Origin of the sequence: Celeribacter sp. PS-C1 (genome assembly GCF_019429625.1) — a bacterium.
In the GTDB taxonomy this organism is placed as follows: Bacteria; Pseudomonadota; Alphaproteobacteria; order Rhodobacterales; family Rhodobacteraceae; genus Celeribacter.
Genome location: NZ_JAHXRW010000001.1, coordinates 78582 through 95051 on the forward strand (window position 1 = coordinate 78582; position 16470 = coordinate 95051).

General features: G+C 58.7%; 18 protein-coding genes. 14 read left to right on the plus strand and 4 right to left on the minus strand.

Features of this window, described 5'->3' with window-relative positions:
• Positions 1–50: 50 nt before the first annotated feature.
• Together mutY and J5Y17_RS00415 are read left to right on the plus strand one after the other, a co-directional pair.
• Entirely contained in the window at positions 51–1100 is a 1050-nt protein-coding gene (gene mutY, locus J5Y17_RS00410) for an A/G-specific adenine glycosylase (protein WP_219783234.1), read from the plus strand.
• 34 nt (positions 1101–1134) lie between these two features.
• Positions 1135–2274 carry an alkane 1-monooxygenase gene (locus J5Y17_RS00415; protein ID WP_219783235.1) on the plus strand — a complete coding sequence of 380 codons (1140 nt, stop codon included), beginning with the start codon at positions 1135–1137 and terminating at the stop codon, positions 2272–2274.
• A 94-nt stretch (positions 2275–2368) separates the two neighbouring features.
• Here the strand turns inward: J5Y17_RS00415 and J5Y17_RS00420 are convergent, their stop codons facing one another.
• The 3 genes from J5Y17_RS00420 to J5Y17_RS00430 form a co-directional block, all read right to left on the minus strand.
• Entirely contained in the window at positions 2369–3469 is a 1101-nt protein-coding gene (locus tag J5Y17_RS00420; protein WP_219783236.1) for a site-specific DNA-methyltransferase, read from the minus strand.
• Positions 3470–3583: 114 nt separating this feature from the next.
• A complete protein-coding gene (locus tag J5Y17_RS00425) occupies positions 3584–4222 on the minus strand; it encodes a ribonuclease HII (RefSeq protein WP_219783237.1) in 639 nt (212 codons plus the stop codon).
• Between the two features lie 125 nt (positions 4223–4347).
• Positions 4348–4815: a hypothetical protein gene (locus J5Y17_RS00430; protein ID WP_219783238.1), complete on the minus strand. Its 468-nt coding sequence runs from the start codon at positions 4813–4815 to the stop codon at positions 4348–4350.
• A gap of 200 nt (positions 4816–5015) precedes the next feature.
• Between J5Y17_RS00430 and J5Y17_RS00435 the strand changes: the two genes are divergently transcribed.
• From J5Y17_RS00435 to J5Y17_RS00485, 11 genes are all read left to right on the plus strand, one after another.
• Entirely contained in the window at positions 5016–5303 is a 288-nt protein-coding gene (locus tag J5Y17_RS00435) for a hypothetical protein (protein ID WP_219783239.1), read from the plus strand.
• A complete protein-coding gene (locus J5Y17_RS00440; RefSeq protein WP_219783240.1) occupies positions 5275–5973 on the plus strand; it encodes a hypothetical protein in 699 nt (232 codons plus the stop codon). Before J5Y17_RS00435 ends, J5Y17_RS00440 begins: the two co-directional genes overlap by 29 nt.
• Before the next feature lie 189 nt (positions 5974–6162).
• On the plus strand, positions 6163–7056 hold the full coding sequence (locus J5Y17_RS00445; protein ID WP_219783241.1) for a helix-turn-helix domain-containing protein: 894 nt from the start codon (positions 6163–6165) through the stop codon (positions 7054–7056).
• Between the two features lie 129 nt (positions 7057–7185).
• On the plus strand, positions 7186–8193 hold the full coding sequence (locus tag J5Y17_RS00450; protein WP_219783242.1) for a TRAP transporter substrate-binding protein: 1008 nt from the start codon (positions 7186–7188) through the stop codon (positions 8191–8193).
• A 102-nt stretch (positions 8194–8295) separates the two neighbouring features.
• On the plus strand, positions 8296–8787 hold the full coding sequence (locus J5Y17_RS00455) for a TRAP transporter small permease (protein WP_219783243.1): 492 nt from the start codon (positions 8296–8298) through the stop codon (positions 8785–8787).
• Positions 8784–10067, plus strand: a complete 1284-nt coding sequence (locus J5Y17_RS00460) for a TRAP transporter large permease (protein WP_219783244.1) — start codon at positions 8784–8786, stop codon at positions 10065–10067. Before J5Y17_RS00455 ends, J5Y17_RS00460 begins: the two co-directional genes overlap by 4 nt.
• Before the next feature lie 14 nt (positions 10068–10081).
• Positions 10082–10924 (plus strand): dihydroorotate dehydrogenase electron transfer subunit, encoded by an 843-nt coding sequence (locus J5Y17_RS00465; RefSeq protein ID WP_219783245.1) that lies wholly within the window; start codon positions 10082–10084, stop codon positions 10922–10924.
• The gene (locus tag J5Y17_RS00470; RefSeq protein ID WP_219783246.1) at positions 10924–11862 is read left to right on the plus strand and encodes a dihydroorotate dehydrogenase; all 939 of its coding nucleotides are present in this window, start codon (positions 10924–10926) and stop codon (positions 11860–11862) included. Before J5Y17_RS00465 ends, J5Y17_RS00470 begins: the two co-directional genes overlap by 1 nt.
• Entirely contained in the window at positions 11859–13139 is a 1281-nt protein-coding gene (locus tag J5Y17_RS00475) for a Zn-dependent hydrolase (protein ID WP_219783247.1), read from the plus strand. Before J5Y17_RS00470 ends, J5Y17_RS00475 begins: the two co-directional genes overlap by 4 nt.
• A 14-nt stretch (positions 13140–13153) precedes the next feature.
• Positions 13154–13858: an orotate phosphoribosyltransferase gene (locus tag J5Y17_RS00480; RefSeq protein ID WP_219783248.1), complete on the plus strand. Its 705-nt coding sequence runs from the start codon at positions 13154–13156 to the stop codon at positions 13856–13858.
• A 23-nt stretch (positions 13859–13881) separates the two neighbouring features.
• The gene (locus tag J5Y17_RS00485) at positions 13882–14199 is read left to right on the plus strand and encodes a hypothetical protein (RefSeq protein ID WP_219783249.1); all 318 of its coding nucleotides are present in this window, start codon (positions 13882–13884) and stop codon (positions 14197–14199) included.
• 62 nt (positions 14200–14261) lie between these two features.
• Here J5Y17_RS00485 and J5Y17_RS00490 read toward each other — a convergent pair whose 3' ends face one another.
• A complete protein-coding gene (locus J5Y17_RS00490) occupies positions 14262–15293 on the minus strand; it encodes a LacI family DNA-binding transcriptional regulator (protein WP_219783250.1) in 1032 nt (343 codons plus the stop codon).
• A 118-nt stretch (positions 15294–15411) separates the two neighbouring features.
• Between J5Y17_RS00490 and J5Y17_RS00495 the strand changes: the two genes are divergently transcribed.
• Complete coding sequence (locus J5Y17_RS00495; RefSeq protein ID WP_219783251.1) at positions 15412–16470, plus strand: sugar phosphate isomerase/epimerase; 1059 nt, start codon at positions 15412–15414, stop codon at positions 16468–16470.

The following is a 16470-nucleotide window of genomic DNA, read 5'->3' on the forward strand; positions in this document are numbered from 1 at the left end:
CAACACGCCAGAAGAAAGCAGATGACAGGACCTAAAGATTGCGTGACGACATGAAACACGACGATATCGCGACGCAGCTTTTGGGGTGGTACGACGCCCATGCGCGCGTCTTACCTTGGCGCACATCGCCCTCGGATCGCGTGCGCGGCGTCATACCTGATCCGTATCGGGTGTGGATGTCTGAAATCATGTTGCAGCAAACGACAGTGGCCGCCGTGAAATCCTATTTCGAGCGATTCACCACGCTTTGGCCCACCGTCATCGATCTCGCAAATGCCGAAGATGAGACAGTCATGGGAGAGTGGGCCGGCCTTGGCTATTACGCCCGCGCACGGAACCTTTTGAAATGCGCGCGCGTGATCCGGGACAAATATAAGGGCGAATTTCCCCGCACGAGAGCTGAGTTGCAGTCCCTTCCAGGCGTCGGCCCCTATACCTCTGCCGCCATTGCCTCCATCGCCTTTGACCAATCAGAGACGGTCGTGGACGGCAATGTCGAACGGGTCGTTTCGCGCCTGTTTCGGGTCGAAACACCGCTTCCCTCGGCTAAGCCAGAATTGACGGAATTGGCCGACACTTTGACGCCCAAAGAACGTCCGGGCGACCACGCGCAGGCGATGATGGATCTGGGGGCGACGATCTGTACCCCGAAATTTCCGACCTGCGCGCTTTGTCCCTTGATGGATGATTGCGAGGCTCGAGAGGCCGGAGATGCGGCTCGATTCCCGCTGAAAACGCCCAAAAAGCCGAAACCTACCCGGCATGGCCACGCCTATATCGGACGTACGTCGCGCGGCGAATGGGTTTTGGAGAAACGGCCAGAGAGGGGTCTTTTGGGCGGCATGTTGGGCTGGCCCGGTACCGAATGGCAGGAAGAGCACCCCAAAGAGGCGCCTTTTGAGGGGAATTGGATCGAGCTTGGCGAGGTGCGTCATACCTTCACGCATTTCCATCTGATCCTGACGGTTCATGCCGCGAAAGATGTGACAAATCCACCCGAAGGACTTGCCTTGCGGGGCCAAAACGCGTTCCGCGCCTCTGATCTTCCGACCGTAATGCGAAAGGCGTTTGACCTCGCCCATCAGAGCCTAGAGGATTAGCGCCAGTCCCGCTGGCGTCTGGAAGTTTGATCCGATGAATATGGCCCAAATCAGTTTTCGAAATGCGATCCCCTTTTGGCTGTCGCTCACCCTTGTGCCCTTGATCTGGCTTGGCGCCATTGTCGGCGGCTGGACCGTGATCATTGTGCCGCTTTATGCGTGGTATATGTTCGGATTTCTCGACGGAATTCTGGGGCTCAACACCGACAATCCAGATCCGAACACAGCGGAAAGCGAGCTTTTCTGGTATCGCGCTATCACGATCATCTGGTTCCCGGTGCAATTCGTGAACATCTTTGGGCTGATCTGGTTTGTGACCCACACGGATCACCTCTCCGTGCTGGAAACCCTCGTGGTGTTCTTTGGTCTTGGCGTCTCCTCCGGCACGACCGGCATGGTTTATGCCCATGAGCTTTGCCATCAGCGTAACAATATGGAGCGTTGGCTGGGCGATCTGCTGTTGGCCTCCGTTCTCTATTCCCATTTCCGCACCGAGCACTTGTTGGTCCACCACAAACATGTAGGCACACGGCGCGATGCGGTGACGGCGCTCTATAATGAGGGCTTTCATCACTATTTCTTCCGCGTGCTGCGGGAATGTCCGCGGTCCGCTTGGGAGGCGGAAAAGGCACTGCTTGCGCGCAGAGGCTTGTCGGCTTGGCATCCGCGCAATCCGCATTTCCGCTATTGGACGCTGCAGCTCATGATGCTGATCTTAGCCACGCTGATTGGCGGTGTGCCGGGGCTCATGCTCTTTGTCTGGCAGGCCATCGTCGCGATATGGCAGTTGGAACTCACCAATTACGTCGAACATTACGGCCTCACCCGGCGGCATCTGGGTGAAGGTAAATACGAACACGTGAAACCGCATCACAGCTGGAACGCGGCGCATATGGCGACGAACTGGTTGCTGATCAATCTGCAACGCCATTCGGACCACCATTACAAACCAGACCGTCGCTTTCCGCTTTTGCAGAATTACGACGAGACCGAAGCGCCGCAGCTCCCTTACGGCTATACGTTGATGGGCGTGGCCGCGATGGTGCCGCCCGTCTGGCGCAGGATGATGAACCCGAAGGTTAAAGCTTGGCGCAAGCGCTACTATCCCGACCTGGCTACATTTGCCGATTGGGAACCTTATAAAAACGGCACCAATCCACTGCCTCGGCTTTAAAAAAAGCCCCGCTGAACAGACAGCGGGGCAGAAGGTGGTGCCGCGAAGTCAGGCCGCAGGCACCAGGCGGTAACTTTGAATTTTATTGAGAGACTTACTGCATCTCCGCGCGGATTTGCTGGCGCAGCACATCAATCGGGACGTGTTTGCCATCGCGCTTGAAGGTCCAATAGGTCCAGCCGTTGCACGACGGCGCGCCTTCGAGGTGAGCGCCGACTTGGTGGATCGAGCCCTTCACGTCATTGGAAACCAGCGTCCCGTCGGCGCGCACCTTCGCGGTGCGGCGACCGTTCATGGACACAAGCTCTTCGCCCGGACGCAGCATGCCACGCTCCACAAGCTGACCAAACGGCACACGCGGCTCAGCGCGTTTCGAAGTGGAAACACGAAGCGCGTCCTTGTCGAATTTGCGCACGGAAGCGATGCGTTTAGCGGCCACCTCACGGTATTTCTCTTCGCGCTCGATGCCGATGAACTCGCGGCCAAGCATCTTGGCGACCGCGCCTGTGGTGCCCGTGCCGAAGAATGGATCGAGGATCACGTCGCCCGGATTGGTGGTGCCGACGATCACGCGGTGCAGAAGGCTCTCGGGCTTTTGCGTCGGGTGCGCTTTGTCGCCATTGTCGTCTTTGAGGCGTTCGCCACCGTTACAGATCGGCAGGACCCAGTCAGAGCGCATCTGAATGCCCTCATTGAGCGACTTGAGCGCTTCATAGTTAAAGGTGTATTTCGCCGCTTCACCCTTCGACGCCCAAATAAGGGTCTCATGCGCGTTGGTCAGGCGCTTGCCCCGGAAGTTCGGCATCGGATTGGATTTGCGCCACACGACGTCGTTCAAAATCCAGTAGCCTTGGTTCTGAAGCTCGGCGCCGAGGCGGAAGACGTTGTGATAGGAGCCGATCACCCAGATCGCGCCATTCGGTTTGAGAATGCGCCGCGCGGCCTTAAGCCATTCACGGGTGAAATCGTCATAAACCTTGAAGCTGTCGAACTGATCCCACGCGTCGTCGACCGCATCCACTTTGGAATTGTCCGGACGGTGCAGATCGCCCCGCAGTTGCAGGTTATAGGGCGGATCGGCGAAAATCAGGTCGACGCTTTCCTCAGGGAGGGCGTTCATCACCTCGATGCAATCACCGGACAATATCTCATTGAGAGGGAGCGCGTTGGCCCCCTTGCGGATGGTATTCTTCATGTTCTGCCTCATATCGCGCCCCTTAAGGGACGTCGTTTTAACGCGCCATTTTTGACGTCATTTATGGGTCTAAAGATGAGTCATCCGGGATTCGCAGTCAATTTCTTTTTCGAATCAGTCACTTATGTTTTTGTCTTGATACAATATATTGTGGACCGGTTTGAACGAACGTCTATGGAGCGGGGTCACACCAAAATCTCGGAGTCCTTCGAGGTGCGCCTTGGTCCCGTAACCCGCGTTTTTCTCCCAGGCATATCCCGGATACTGTTGCGCCAAATCCACCATAAGACGATCGCGCCATATTTTGGCCACAATTGAAGCCGCAGAAATCGACATCGACCGGGCATCTCCTTTGACGATGGCCTCGGCATCCAGCCCGAAGGCGGGCGGCACCTTATTCCCGTCCACCAGTACATAATCCGCCTTGACCGTGAGCCCAGCGACGGCGCGCTCCATCGCCCTTAAAGACGCCTGTAGAATGTTGATCTCATCAATCTCCTCGACCGAACAGGAGGCGATGGAAACATCGGACTTCGCGAGAATCTCTTCAAAAAGCTTTTCGCGCCGTTTTGCCGTCAGCGCCTTGGAATCGTTCAAACCTTCGGGAATGTGCTCCGGGTCGAGCCAGACTGCTGCGGCCACCACGGGTCCCGCCAAAGGCCCGCGCCCCACTTCATCCACACCAACGATGCGGGAGTAGCCACGCCGCTGGGCGGCCTCTTCGAAACTGTAATCAGGGATCGTTTTTGTCATACCCCTGTGAAGCCGAAGCCGGGCAGTGGCGCAAGAAAAAAGCGGGTGGGACGCATGAACCCACCCGCAAGTTGACGCGACACATGGGGACATGAAACCGCGTATCTGCTCGATTTTTATATAACTCAGCGATGGACGTAGCCGCGGTTGCGGTCGCGGTCGATGCGGTAGCCAAAATTGCTCAGACAACCGACGTCATAGGCGTCTTTTTTACCCTGACGGGTTTGCACCCGGGTCTCACAGGCGCGCGGCAACCGGACACGGTTTTGGTGCGTTTCGCGTTTCACACAGTTCTCCAGGACGACCAGTCGATGTTTGTTGCCTTGGCCCGCGCTCATTACACAGGTGTTCGGGATACGAAGATCGTGACCCCAGTCAGGTCTTGGCTTGCGTTCATCATCATGACGTGGCCGCGTGGCTCTGGCTTTCTTGTCGTTCTTGTCATCCAGCGCCTTGCCGATCACGAAGAGCGTCAAAAGCCCGCCCAGTGCCAAAGCGGCATCATTGTCTCCGGCGCGGGCCGGTGCAGCGGAGAAGCCCGCGGTGGCAATGGAAAGCGCAAGCAGCCCAGCGGTGAATTTTGTCAGTCTCATCGGTCGTCCTTTCAAAGCCTGCGGCCCGCCTCGTTTCTGCATGTCTCGAATCTGCATTACGAAGTTTGGGGCACGTTGATGGGACGGTGATGGCCGGTTTCGGGAAAATCGCTCAATAACAGCGGCCTGTCATTTGATAGCAGACGACAAAACCGGCTTTGCTATTGAATAACATCGGCCAAACTCACAGGATCGCGAGCATGAAAAAGCACCTTCTTCCTCTCGTGATCGCGCTCGTCACCCTTCCCGGACTGGCCAGTGCGTCCTGTTACGCCAGCTACAAAGCCAAGCGTGACAATCCGCTCAAGCTGCACTTCGGCGTAGCCGAGGTGGGCGACTCGCAATGCTCAAAAGGCGCCGCCGCCGACGCGATTGGTCCGCGCCTCGAGAAAGAAGGCTGGCATCTTCTCTCCATCGTCGCGATGATCCCCGAAGAGAAACTGGGCGAGGTCAAAGCCGATGCTGGCGACTATTTCCTCCGATACTGACAGCCGCAAAGTGTCCCGCGTGGCGATCTATGGAATCGTGGCGATTGTCGCGATCCTGTTGATCGCTGCCGTGTTGTTGTTCGTGAACCTGCCGGACGCGAACGCCTTTAACGCGCGGGTCGAGCGTATTTTCGTTGAGAACGACCTGACCACCCAGGCGGAAATCAAATTGCTCGAAATTCTCGCGCAATCGGGGACGTCCTTTTCCGGCGTGCTCAATTCCTACCGTATGGTGATTTTTGTCCTGCTGGTGTTTTCCACCGCCCTCTTGATCGCAGCCCTTGTGTTCCTCGTTGTGATCATCGCGCTCAACAAGCGGATGAGCGAGATCGAGAAGCGAGGGATCGAAGTGTCCTCCCTGTTGATCTCACGCGCGGAGAACACGGTTTATCTGAACAACATGGAATTCAAACTCACCCCCGCCGCCATCGAAACCCTGTCGGTTCTGGCCGAAGCGCGTCTCGATGATGACGTCCTGTCCGGTGCCGAAATCGAAGCGGTAATTTCCGGACGCAATTCCGCGGATTGCGACGAGGCCGCCGGCGCCACTCGGATCAAACGCCTGCGCGATACTTTGGGAAATCAGATGGTGAGCGAGCTGTTGGTCAAAAACATCGCCCGCAAAGGCTACATGCTGTCTTGCCCGCGCGATGTGATCAAGATGGTCTAAACGCGACTGGAGCCTGCCAGCTTCAGGGAAAAGATCGCGGCGCGTCTTTCATTTTGAGATTCGTGGCTCGCAAATGCCCCTTGCGACCTTTCGAAAAGCGTGATTGTCTCATAATTGCGACAAATCTCGATGTGCGCTCAAAGTTTAGACGACGCACAGGTATCTTACATGTTTTCGAATGAGCGCACCTTGGTAGAAACACAGATCAATTTCAAAGACATCGGCGCGCGCCTAAAGGCCCACCGCCTGGGCCGCAACCTGTCGCCGGAAGATGTCGCCACCCGCCTGCACATTTCCCGTGCGGCGCTTTATCGTGCGGAAAAAGGCGAGATCGCGAAGATCGACATGCTCTCCGCCATCGCTCAGGAACTTCAGGTGTCTTTGCCGAGCCTTCTCGGGGTTGGAATCGAATACGTCGACAACGCCCTTAGTTTCTTCGAACGCATGCGCCAAATCGAAGATGAATGTGAGCAAATCATCGGCCTCTTCAGCCCGATTTCCTATCTGGTGACAACGGATCGCTATGATGCCGTTCTCAAGGATGTCCTAAGCGAATCCGTACCCAGTTCAGAACATGACGATATTGCAAAAATCCTTGATATTCTTGAGAAAAGAAAACAGCGCTTTGCTCAAAGGCGCCCGCTTCTGGCCTCTATTATTTCGGATGCGGACATCCGCAAATTCCTTCGCGAAGGATTGGAGGGCAGCCCCGAGTTGTCGTCCGAGATCCGCAAACAGCGACGCCGGATGGCTTTGGCGGAGGTGCGCCATATCGTCGAAATGTTGCGCGCGCCTGATATTGGCATCCAGATCGGCGTGGCCCGCGAACCGATTCCCTCGACCTCTTTCCAGATCATGCGCCAAGCCGGGCGCTCGATCCTCACGATCAGCCCTTTCCGCCTTGGTCATAACCCCAACATTCGCATCGGTGTCGGCATGATCACCTCTGCGCCGGAAGCCCTCGAGCTTCACGAAGGCATTGCCGAGCGGCTTTGGAACACCTCGCTCAAAGGGCGCGAGGCGGCCGAGCATGTCGAAGCGCTGATTGCGCGCGAGGGTATTGAGGCGGAGATTTCAGCCTAAAAATTCAGCAAAAAATTTAAACGACTGGTCAATTTTGGGTTTCGTCTCATTTTTTAGACTTTTTTATTGACCTCCCCCCCACTTTGGGGAGTCTATGATGATCAGAACCAAACCAACCGGGAGCGCTCCATGTCTCAACCCAAACCCCTTCTGTCCGCCGTGCTGCTCGCTGGACTGGCCCTGTCCAGCCCCGCGCTTGCCCAAGAGTATGTGGCCAAGATCGGACACCTCGAAAGCACGCAGCAGAGCCGTCACGTTCACCTCGAAAAAGTGGCAGAGCTCGTCGCCGAACGCACGGACGGCGATGTGGAGTTTCAGATTTTCCCGCAGGGCCAACTCGGCAACCAGCGTCAAATGAACGAAGGCGTGCAACTCGGCACCATTGAGGCCACCGTTGCACCCGCGGCCTTCCTTGGCGGCTTTAACCCGCTGGTGTCGATCCTCGACATCCCCTACCTGATCCCCGAAGACGCCGACAAAGCCGCCGCACTGCGTGACGGCCCCTTCGGTGAGGCCCTGCTCGACAGCTTCTCCGACAAAGGCATGGTGGCGATTGATCTCTGGCCCAACGGCAAGAAACAGTTCACCTCCAACGAGCCGCTCGACACGCTCGCCGACTTCGCCGGTCAGAAATTCCGTGTCATGGACAGCTCGATCCTGATCGAACAGTTCAACGCACTTGGCGCCTCCGCCATCGCTCTGCCGTTCGGTGAGCTTTACACCTCGCTGCAAACCGGCGTTGTGGACGGCGAAGAAAACCCGCTCGACACGATCAAGGCGATGAAATTCTACGAGGTTCAGAAAAACCTCGTCGTCTCCGATCACGGCGCGATGGAAGATGTGGTCCTCTTCAACCCGATGTTCTGGGAGAGCCTCCCGGAAGATTACAAGACCATCATCAAGGACGCCTTTGCCGAAGTCATCCCCGAGTTGACCGCTCACAAAACCGCTGCCGTCGACTCCGCGCTTGAGACCATTACCGAAGCCGGCACCAACGTGCGCGTCGCCGATGAGGCTGAGCGCGCAGAATTCCGCGACACGATGTTCGGCCCGGCCTCTGCCGCCTACGTTGCCAAAACCGGCGACGCGGGTCAGACCCTGCTCGACATCTACACGCAAGCCTACGGCGATTTGTAAAACCTGACGGATCCGGGGCGCGCCGCCTCGGGTCTCTCCGCTCCGCATCGGTTCCGATCCAGATGCGGAGCGTCTCTTTCCACAGTGATCGAAAGCCCCCTCATGCAAGCTCTCAATCTGCTCCGAACGGTCGAAAGAACCGTTCTCATCGCCCTTTTCCTGATCATGGTGTTTCTCTACAGCGGCTCGGTCGTGACCCGCGAAATCGGTGGCACCTTTGCCAGCCGTTTTGCCTGGATCGAGGAAGCAGTGCGGATCATGAACCTGTTCCTCGTGTTCCTGGCTCTCGGGCTGGCGCTTGAACGGGGCAAGCATGTGGGCATCACCAATATGCGCGATCGCCTGCCCGCGCCGTTGCTCAAGGGGGTGTTGAAACTCATTGATCTCGTCGGGCTGTGCATGAGCCTCTATGTCGCGTGGCTGGCGGTCGATCTGGTGCAATTCGTGCTCAAATCCGGCCAGAAATCCCCGACCCTTGGCGTACCCATGGGCGTGATCTACCTCGCGCCTGTTGCTGGCTTTCTCCTCTTGGGCCTGCGCTATGGGCTAAGCCTTTTGGGCCTCATCGACCGTTATCAGGAGGCCTCCGAATGATCTTCGCCCTCATTATCGTTTTGGCCATCCTCTTGTTGGTGGCTGGCTTTGAGATGCTTTTGGTGCTGGGTATCCCCGCACTCGCTTACAAAGAAGCTTTCTATGGCCGCTTGCCCGATGCGGCCGTGGTGCAAAAGATTGTCGGTGGCATCGACCATTCGACGCTTCTGGCCATTCCCTTCTTCATCTTCGCGGCGAATCTCATGGGCTCCGGCCAAATCGCGCGCCAACTCATCTCTGTCGTTAAGGCCCTCGTGGGTCACACCAAGGGCGGCATGGGCCATGTCGTCGTCGGCGGCAGCATGGCGTTTGGCGCGGTCTCTGGCTCTGCACCTGCCACGGTGGCCGCCATGGGCCGCATGGTCTACCCGGAGCTGCGCAAAGCGGGCTATTCCGACCGGTTCAGCCTTGGGCTTCTGGTTTCTTCGGCAGAAACTGCGCTTTTGATTCCGCCGTCGATCACGCTGATCGTCTACGGCTGGATCACCGGCACGTCGATTTCCAAACTCTTCGCGGGCGGTCTCGCCGTCGGCCTGCTCCTTGGCCTCGCGTTCTCCGTCTACGTCCGTATCCAAGCCGCGCGCGACGGCGTCAGCCATGATCCGCGCTTGCCGTGGTCCGAACGCTTCAAGGCGATCTGGGACGCCAAATGGGCGCTTGGAATGCCGGTGATCATTCTGGGCGGCATTTATTCCGGCTTTATCACCCCCACAGAGGCCGCCGCAGTCAGTGTGGTCTATGCCATCCTCGTCGAGATGTTCGTCTTCCGCGCGCTTGATCTCAAAGGTCTCGCCAAGATCACCGAAGACAGCGCCGTGAATACCTCAATCATCTTCGTGCTTTTGGCCATGGGCGGGTTGATTTCCTTCTTCGTCACCTTGGCGCAAGTGCCCAATGAAATCATCGCCTTCCTTGAGGCCACCGGCGCGGGCAAGATCGCCTTCCTGATCGCGGTCAACGTGCTGTTCTTCGTGGCAGGCATGTTCATTGATCCGAACTCAACACTTTTGGTTCTGGTGCCGCCGCTTTATCCGGTCGCCATGAGTTTCGGTATCGATCCGGTGCATTTCGGCATGTTGGTGACGCTCAATGTCAGCCTCGGGATGATCACGCCGCCCTTCGGCCTCGATATCTTCGTCGCATCGTCCACGCTCAATAAACCTGTGGCGGACATCATTCGCGGCGTCTGGCCCTTCGTGCTGGTGAACCTGATCGTGCTCCTGCTGATCACCTATATCCCGCAAATCTCCCTCTTCATTCCAAAGCTGATCTACGGCTAATCCGAGGCAGACCAATGACCTACATTCCGACCACCGTGTCCGTCCCTGTTCCGCAGGGGCTACGGCCCCGCTGTTCCGAAGCCACCTGTCGCGTGGTCTCGAATACCCCTGTAAATGGCGAATATCGCCTGCTCACTCTCGACGCACCCGAGGCCATTCTCGACTGTCAGCCGGGTCAGTTTTTCCAACTGCTCTGCCCTGCGCCCGAAGGGGAGAACCCTTTTCTGCGTCGCCCGATGAGTATCTACGGATATGACAAATCGGCGGGCCGTCTGGAGTTTCTCTATAAAATTGCGGGCGCCGGCACGCGCGGTCTCGCCACGCTGCGCCCCGATGACACCTTCAATGTGCTTGGCCCTCTGGGACAGGGGTTCTCTATGCCCGACGACTGGCAAAATCTCATGCTCGTCGCACGCGGCGTGGGCCTTGCGACCCTCGCTCCGCTCGCCCGCATGGCGCAGGAGAGGGGGCGCAAGCTGACCGCGATCTGTTCCGCGCGCCGACCGGAATTGGCAATGTCCGTCGAGCTATTCGAAAGCTATGGCGCCGAAGTGATCGTCGTCCACGACGAGGATGGAAGCTCTACGCCCGAGGCGCTGCGCCCGTTGATCGAGGCACGGATCGCCAAAGGAGACGTAGATGCCTTCTACACCTGCGGCTCCTCGCGGCTTTTGCGGATGCTGCAAGACCTCGGTGAGAGCCATGGCATCCCCGGCGAGATCGCCATGGAGCAACAAATGGCCTGTGGTCTCGGCATGTGTCAGGCCTGTGTGCGCAGTTTCCGGGTCGGCGACCGCATCATTCAACGCCGCGTCTGTCGCGAAGGCCCGGTGTTCCCTATTTCGGAGGCGATGTGATGAAAGACCTGCAAACCATCGACCTTAGCGCCCGCATTGGTGCGCTGACCCTCAAGAATCCGATCATGCCCGCCTCTGGCACCTTCTCCGAAGATTTGGCAGATGTGTTCGACCTCGATGTCTTGGGTGCGCATGTGCTCAAAACCATCATGCATGGCACGCGCGCGGGCAACCCGACTCCGCGGGTGTGCGATATTCAGTCGGGCATGATCAACGCCATCGGCATTCCCTCCAAAGGCATCGACTATTTCCGCGATGAAATGCTGCCCTATTGGTCAGAGTTCAAAGCCCCGCTCGTGGTGTCGATTTCTGCGCATTCCTACGATGAATTCGCCCGACTTTGTCGTGAAGTCAGCTTGCCCGGCGTGACTGCGATCGAGGCGAATATCTCCTGCCCGAACATCGAGGCGGACGGCAACGCCTTCGCCATGCGGCCCGACACAACGCAAGAGATCGTGACGCGTCTGCGCACCGAAACCGATCTGCCGCTTTGGGCCAAACTCACGCCGAACACCGGCGAACCCGTCGAGGTGGCCCGCGCCGCGGAAGAGGCGGGGGCCGATGCTTTGGTCGTGGCCAACACCATGCTGGGCATGTCCATCGACGTCGACAGCCGCCGCCCACGTCTTGGCAATGTCATGGGCGGCATGTCCGGTCCGGCGATCAAACCCATTGCGCTGCGGATGACCTATCAATGCGCCCGCGCCTGCGACATTCCGGTGATCGGCTGCGGCGGAATCTCGACGCTAAACGATGTGCTCGAATTCCTCATCGCCGGGGCGCAGGCGGTTCAGGTCGGCACGGCAACCTTCCAATCGCCCACGGTCATGGCGCGCCTGATCGCGGAGTTGGAAGGTTGGATGACGACGCAGGAGATCACCTCGCTCGAAGAAGTCATCGGCTCCATCGAAGGCTCTGAGGCCGGGGTGTTCGAATGAAACATCACCGCTCAGAAACCACCAGCACAGCGGACCTGTCCGCCAAGGCCGCCGAACTGTTTGAGGACATCCGCGCCCTCTCACGCGATGCGGCGGGCGTTAGTCGTCCCGCCTTTTCCGAAATCGAGACCGAGACACTCGACTATCTCGCCAAACAGGCGCGTGCCGAAGGGATCTGTGTCGAAGAAGACGCCGGACGAAACCTCTTGTTCTATTTGCCGCAACACGCCTCGGCCAAACGGTTCACCGTCATCGGAAGCCATGTGGACTCGGTTCCGATGGGCGGCAATTACGACGGGCTTGCGGGGGTCATCGCCGGGCTGATGGTCCTGATCGCCGCCCGCCGTGGCCTGCGCGATCTGTCCCGACCGGTCAGGGTTCTGGCCATGCGCGGTGAGGAAAGTGCTTGGTTCGGCGCCTGCTATCTTGGCTCCAAAATGCTGACGGGCAGCTTGCCCGAGGGAGAGTTCAACGCCGCACACAAAGGCGATGGTCGGACATTGGGCGCCCATTTGCAGGCCCTCGGCATCAACACCGCGCCGATTGAGGCGCAGGAGCCGATCTGTGATTTGTCCCAGATCGAAGCCTATCTAGAGCTTCATATCGAACAGGGCCCGCTTCTCGTCGAGCGCAATATTCCCGCCGCCGTGGTCACCGGCATTCGCGGCAATTTCCGCTATCGAGACAGCCGCTGTATCGGGCAGGCCGGGCATTCCGGCGCTGTACCGCGCGCCTATCGCCACGACCCGGTTCTGGCCTTTGCCGAACTGATGCACCGGCTCGACGGCACATGGCAGCACCTGCTCAACACCGGCAAGGATCTCGTGCTGACCTCCGGTGTGGTCGGCACCGATCCGGCGCGCCATGCGATTGCCCGCATTCCCGACGAGATTGCCTTTACCCTCGACATTCGTTCGCAAGACGCCGGAACGCTCGACCAGATGCGCAGCTACCTGAAAGGCGAAATGGCGGATATCGCGCGCTCCCGTGGCGTTCGCTTTGAACTTGGGGCCGAGGTCGCGGTTGCGCCCGCCTTGATGGATGCCGATCTGGTTCAGGGGCTGGAAGCGGCCATGGCAGAGGTCACTGGCGAAGCATTTTCGATGGCCTCCGGTGGCGGCCATGATGCGGCGGTCTTTGCCCAAGCCGGCGTGCCCGCTGGCATGGTTTTTGTCCGCAATCGCAATGGCTCTCACAATCCAGAGGAAGCAATGGAAATCGCCGATTTCATGGTGGGCGTCGATATCCTTTCCACCTATATGGAGGCGGCATCATGAAGGAGCCTCGCGCTATGCCCCAGACCATGCCACTCAGCCCCGAGACCCGCGCCGATTTCGCCCGCCGCACAGCGCTTGCGTTGCTCGACATTCACGCCGTCGAAGTGGCCGAAACGCGCCCCTTCATCCTCTCCTCCGGGATCGCCAGCCCGGTCTATATCAACGTGCGCAAGGTGATCTCCGTCCCGGCGGTGCGCGAAAAGCTTATGGGGTTTGCCTCCGAAGTGATCGACGCCGAAATCGGGCGCGCTGATCTGGACGCCATCGCAGGTGCGGAAACCGCTGGCATCCCTTTTGCCGCGTGGATCGCCGCGGAGACCGGCCTGCCGATGCAATATGTCCGCAAACGTGCGCAGGGTTTCGGCCCAGAGGCGCATATCGAGGGCCTGTGGGAGCCCGGCCAGCGCGTGCTGCTGGTCGAGGATTTGACCACCGATGGCGCCTCTAAACTCCGTTTCTGCGAGGCCCTGCGAGCGGCGGGTCTCGTGGTCCAGGATGTGTTCATGCTGTTCCAGTATGACATCTTCCCGGAGACCCGAAGCGCGATGGAACGCGCGGGTATTCGGCTTAATGCCTTGGCGACGTGGAAGGACATTCTCGACGTTGCCCGGACGCACGACCGCTTTACCGCCGAGCAGCGCGACACCATCGCCGCGTTTCTCGACGCCCCTCTGGACTGGTCTGCCGCCCATGGTGGCGCGCGCAGCCTGACATTCTAACCTCTGTTTTTAAGGAGACAGCCATGTTCACCTTCCTTCTCGATCTGACCCAAGAAAAAGGTCGCGGCATCCACGCCTACTCCGCCGTCGCAAAAGCGGCATTCGAACGCGCTGTGACGGAACCCGATCATACCGCCGCGTTCTATTTCCTCGCGACAAGCGCGGAGAATTTCGTCGATCTACACGAACGTCAGCCGCTCTCGAGCGAAGAGCTCGAGCGGAATTTCGACATGTTTCAAGCGGATGTCGAAGCCTTTGAGGGTGCCGCAGAAGAGAGCGCGGAAAAGCGTCTCGCCGTTCTCAATGAGATCGTAAAAGCCCGGATCGAACAGACCCGCTGACACACACAACGCCTGCCGCCGCTTCTTACGAAAGGGCGGCAGGTGTAAGGCGAACTGCGTGCTCAGTCCTGATGCTCAAGACCGGGAGGCGGCGCGCAGCTTTCGCGCTCGATCAGTTCCGTGGGCATGATCTCCGTCTGCACATCGAACTTAGATGCCTTCATCAAGCCCACCAAAATCTCGGCCGCGCGCGACCCAATGCTCGCGCGCTTCTGACGAATGGTGGTCAGAGGCGGCAAAGCGTAGGCCGCGATTTCGATATTGTCGAAGCCAACGATGGAGATGTCTTGCGGCACCCGAAGCCCGCCGCGCACCAGCGCCTGAAGAAGACCGAGCGCCATTTCATCGTTGTCACAAAACACGGCTGTCGGACGATCCGAAAGGGCCAAAAGCGACACGCCCGCATCGTGACCCGATTTCAGCTTAAAATCCCCCTCGAAGCGCGCCACAAGGTCAACTCCCTCCGCGCGCATCGCGGCCTCGACGCCTTTGGAGCGGGACTTTGTCAAAGTATTCGCACTCGGTCCGGAAAGATGCGCAATCTTGCGATGACCCAGCTCGATAAGATGCGAGATCGCGAGCGCCGCGCCGCCCTCGTTGTCGGCAAGCACGCGCGGGGCATCGAGACCCTCGACCCATTCACAGGCCTGCACGACCGGCGGGCAGCCATGATGCTTGAACAACCCCGCGTCCAGACTGCCATCGAGAACAATCACCCCGTCAGCATGAGAGCGGGTGAGATAGGGGGCGATCGCGGAGAGATCGGGCGGTCCATCGCCAGCCTGCGTGTCCAGAACAAGAAGGTTAATGCCCTCTTGCCGCAATGCCGATGAAATGCCCGAGAGAATTTCCGAAAAGAACGGATTGGCCAATTTGGGCACCAACGCGAGCACCGCACCAACCTGTTGTTGGCGCAGATTGCGAGCCGTCAAATTGACCGTATACCCGGTTTCCGCGACCGCCTGCTCAACGGCTTTTCGTGTGCGTTCCGAAACGATGGACGGATTCGACAGAACCCGGCTGACCGTTGCGGTCGAAACGCCCGCCCGTTTGGCGACGTCTTGGATACGCGGTGTTTTCTGGTGTTCGTTCAACGTTCTTGGCCCTCCACAGCTCTTTCAGCCTAGTGTCATTTTCGGGCCTTGAAAACCTTTACATATTGTGTGAGGTTAAATGAAACCGATTACATTGATGGAATCGGCGGGAGGAACTATGCAGACCATGAAAGGGCCAGGACTGTTTCTGGCGCAATTCGTCGGCGACACGCCGCCGTTTGATACATTCGACGCGATCTCAAAGTGGGCGGCCGACTGTGGCTATGAGGGCGTGCAGGTGCCGAGCGGCGCCGACACCCTCATTGATCTCGACAAAGCCGCGACCTCAAAAGACTACTGCGACGCCTTGAAAGGCCGCGCGGCGGACCAAGGCATCACCATCACGGAACTGTCCGCCCACACGCAGGGCCAGTTGGTCGCCGTGCATCCGGCCTACGACCTCGCCTTTGACGGCTTTGCCCCCGCCTCCCTGCGCGGCAATCCGAAAGCCCGTCAGGCTTGGGCCGTCGATCAGGTAAAAAAGACCATCGACGCCTCAGCCAATCTCAGCCTCGACCGAATGGCCGCCTTTTCCGGCGCTCTGGCTTGGCCGTATTTATACCCTTGGCCCCAGCGCCCTGCTGGATTGATCGAGGCAGCCTTTGACGAATTGGCAGCCCGCTGGCGACCTCTACTGGATCATGCCGCAGAAAAAGGCGTGAAGATTTGCTACGAAATCCATCCCGGTGAGGACCTGCATGATGGCGTGACGTTCGAGATGTTTCTCGACCGCCTGGATCAGCATTCCGCCGCGATGATGCTCTACGATCCCTCGCACTATGTGCTGCAGCAGCTCGACTATCTTGATCACCTCGACATCTACGCCGACCGGATCGGCATGTTCCATGTGAAAGACGCCGAGTTCAACCCGACCGGGCGCCAAGGGGTCTATGGCGGATATCAAGGCTGGACCGACCGCGCCGGACGTTTCCGCAGTCCGGGTGACGGTCAGGTCGATTTCAAAGCGATCTTTTCCAAACTCACCGCGATGGGTTTCGACGGCTGGGCCGTTGTCGAGTGGGAATGCGCGCTGAAGCACCCCGAAGACGGTGCCCGCGAAGGTGCACAATTCGTCCGCGACCACATCATTCGCGTCACGGAACATGCGTTTGACGACTTTGCAGCGGCGGGCACGGATGCGGCGGCCAATCGCAAAATGCTTGGGCTGGAGGGCTGA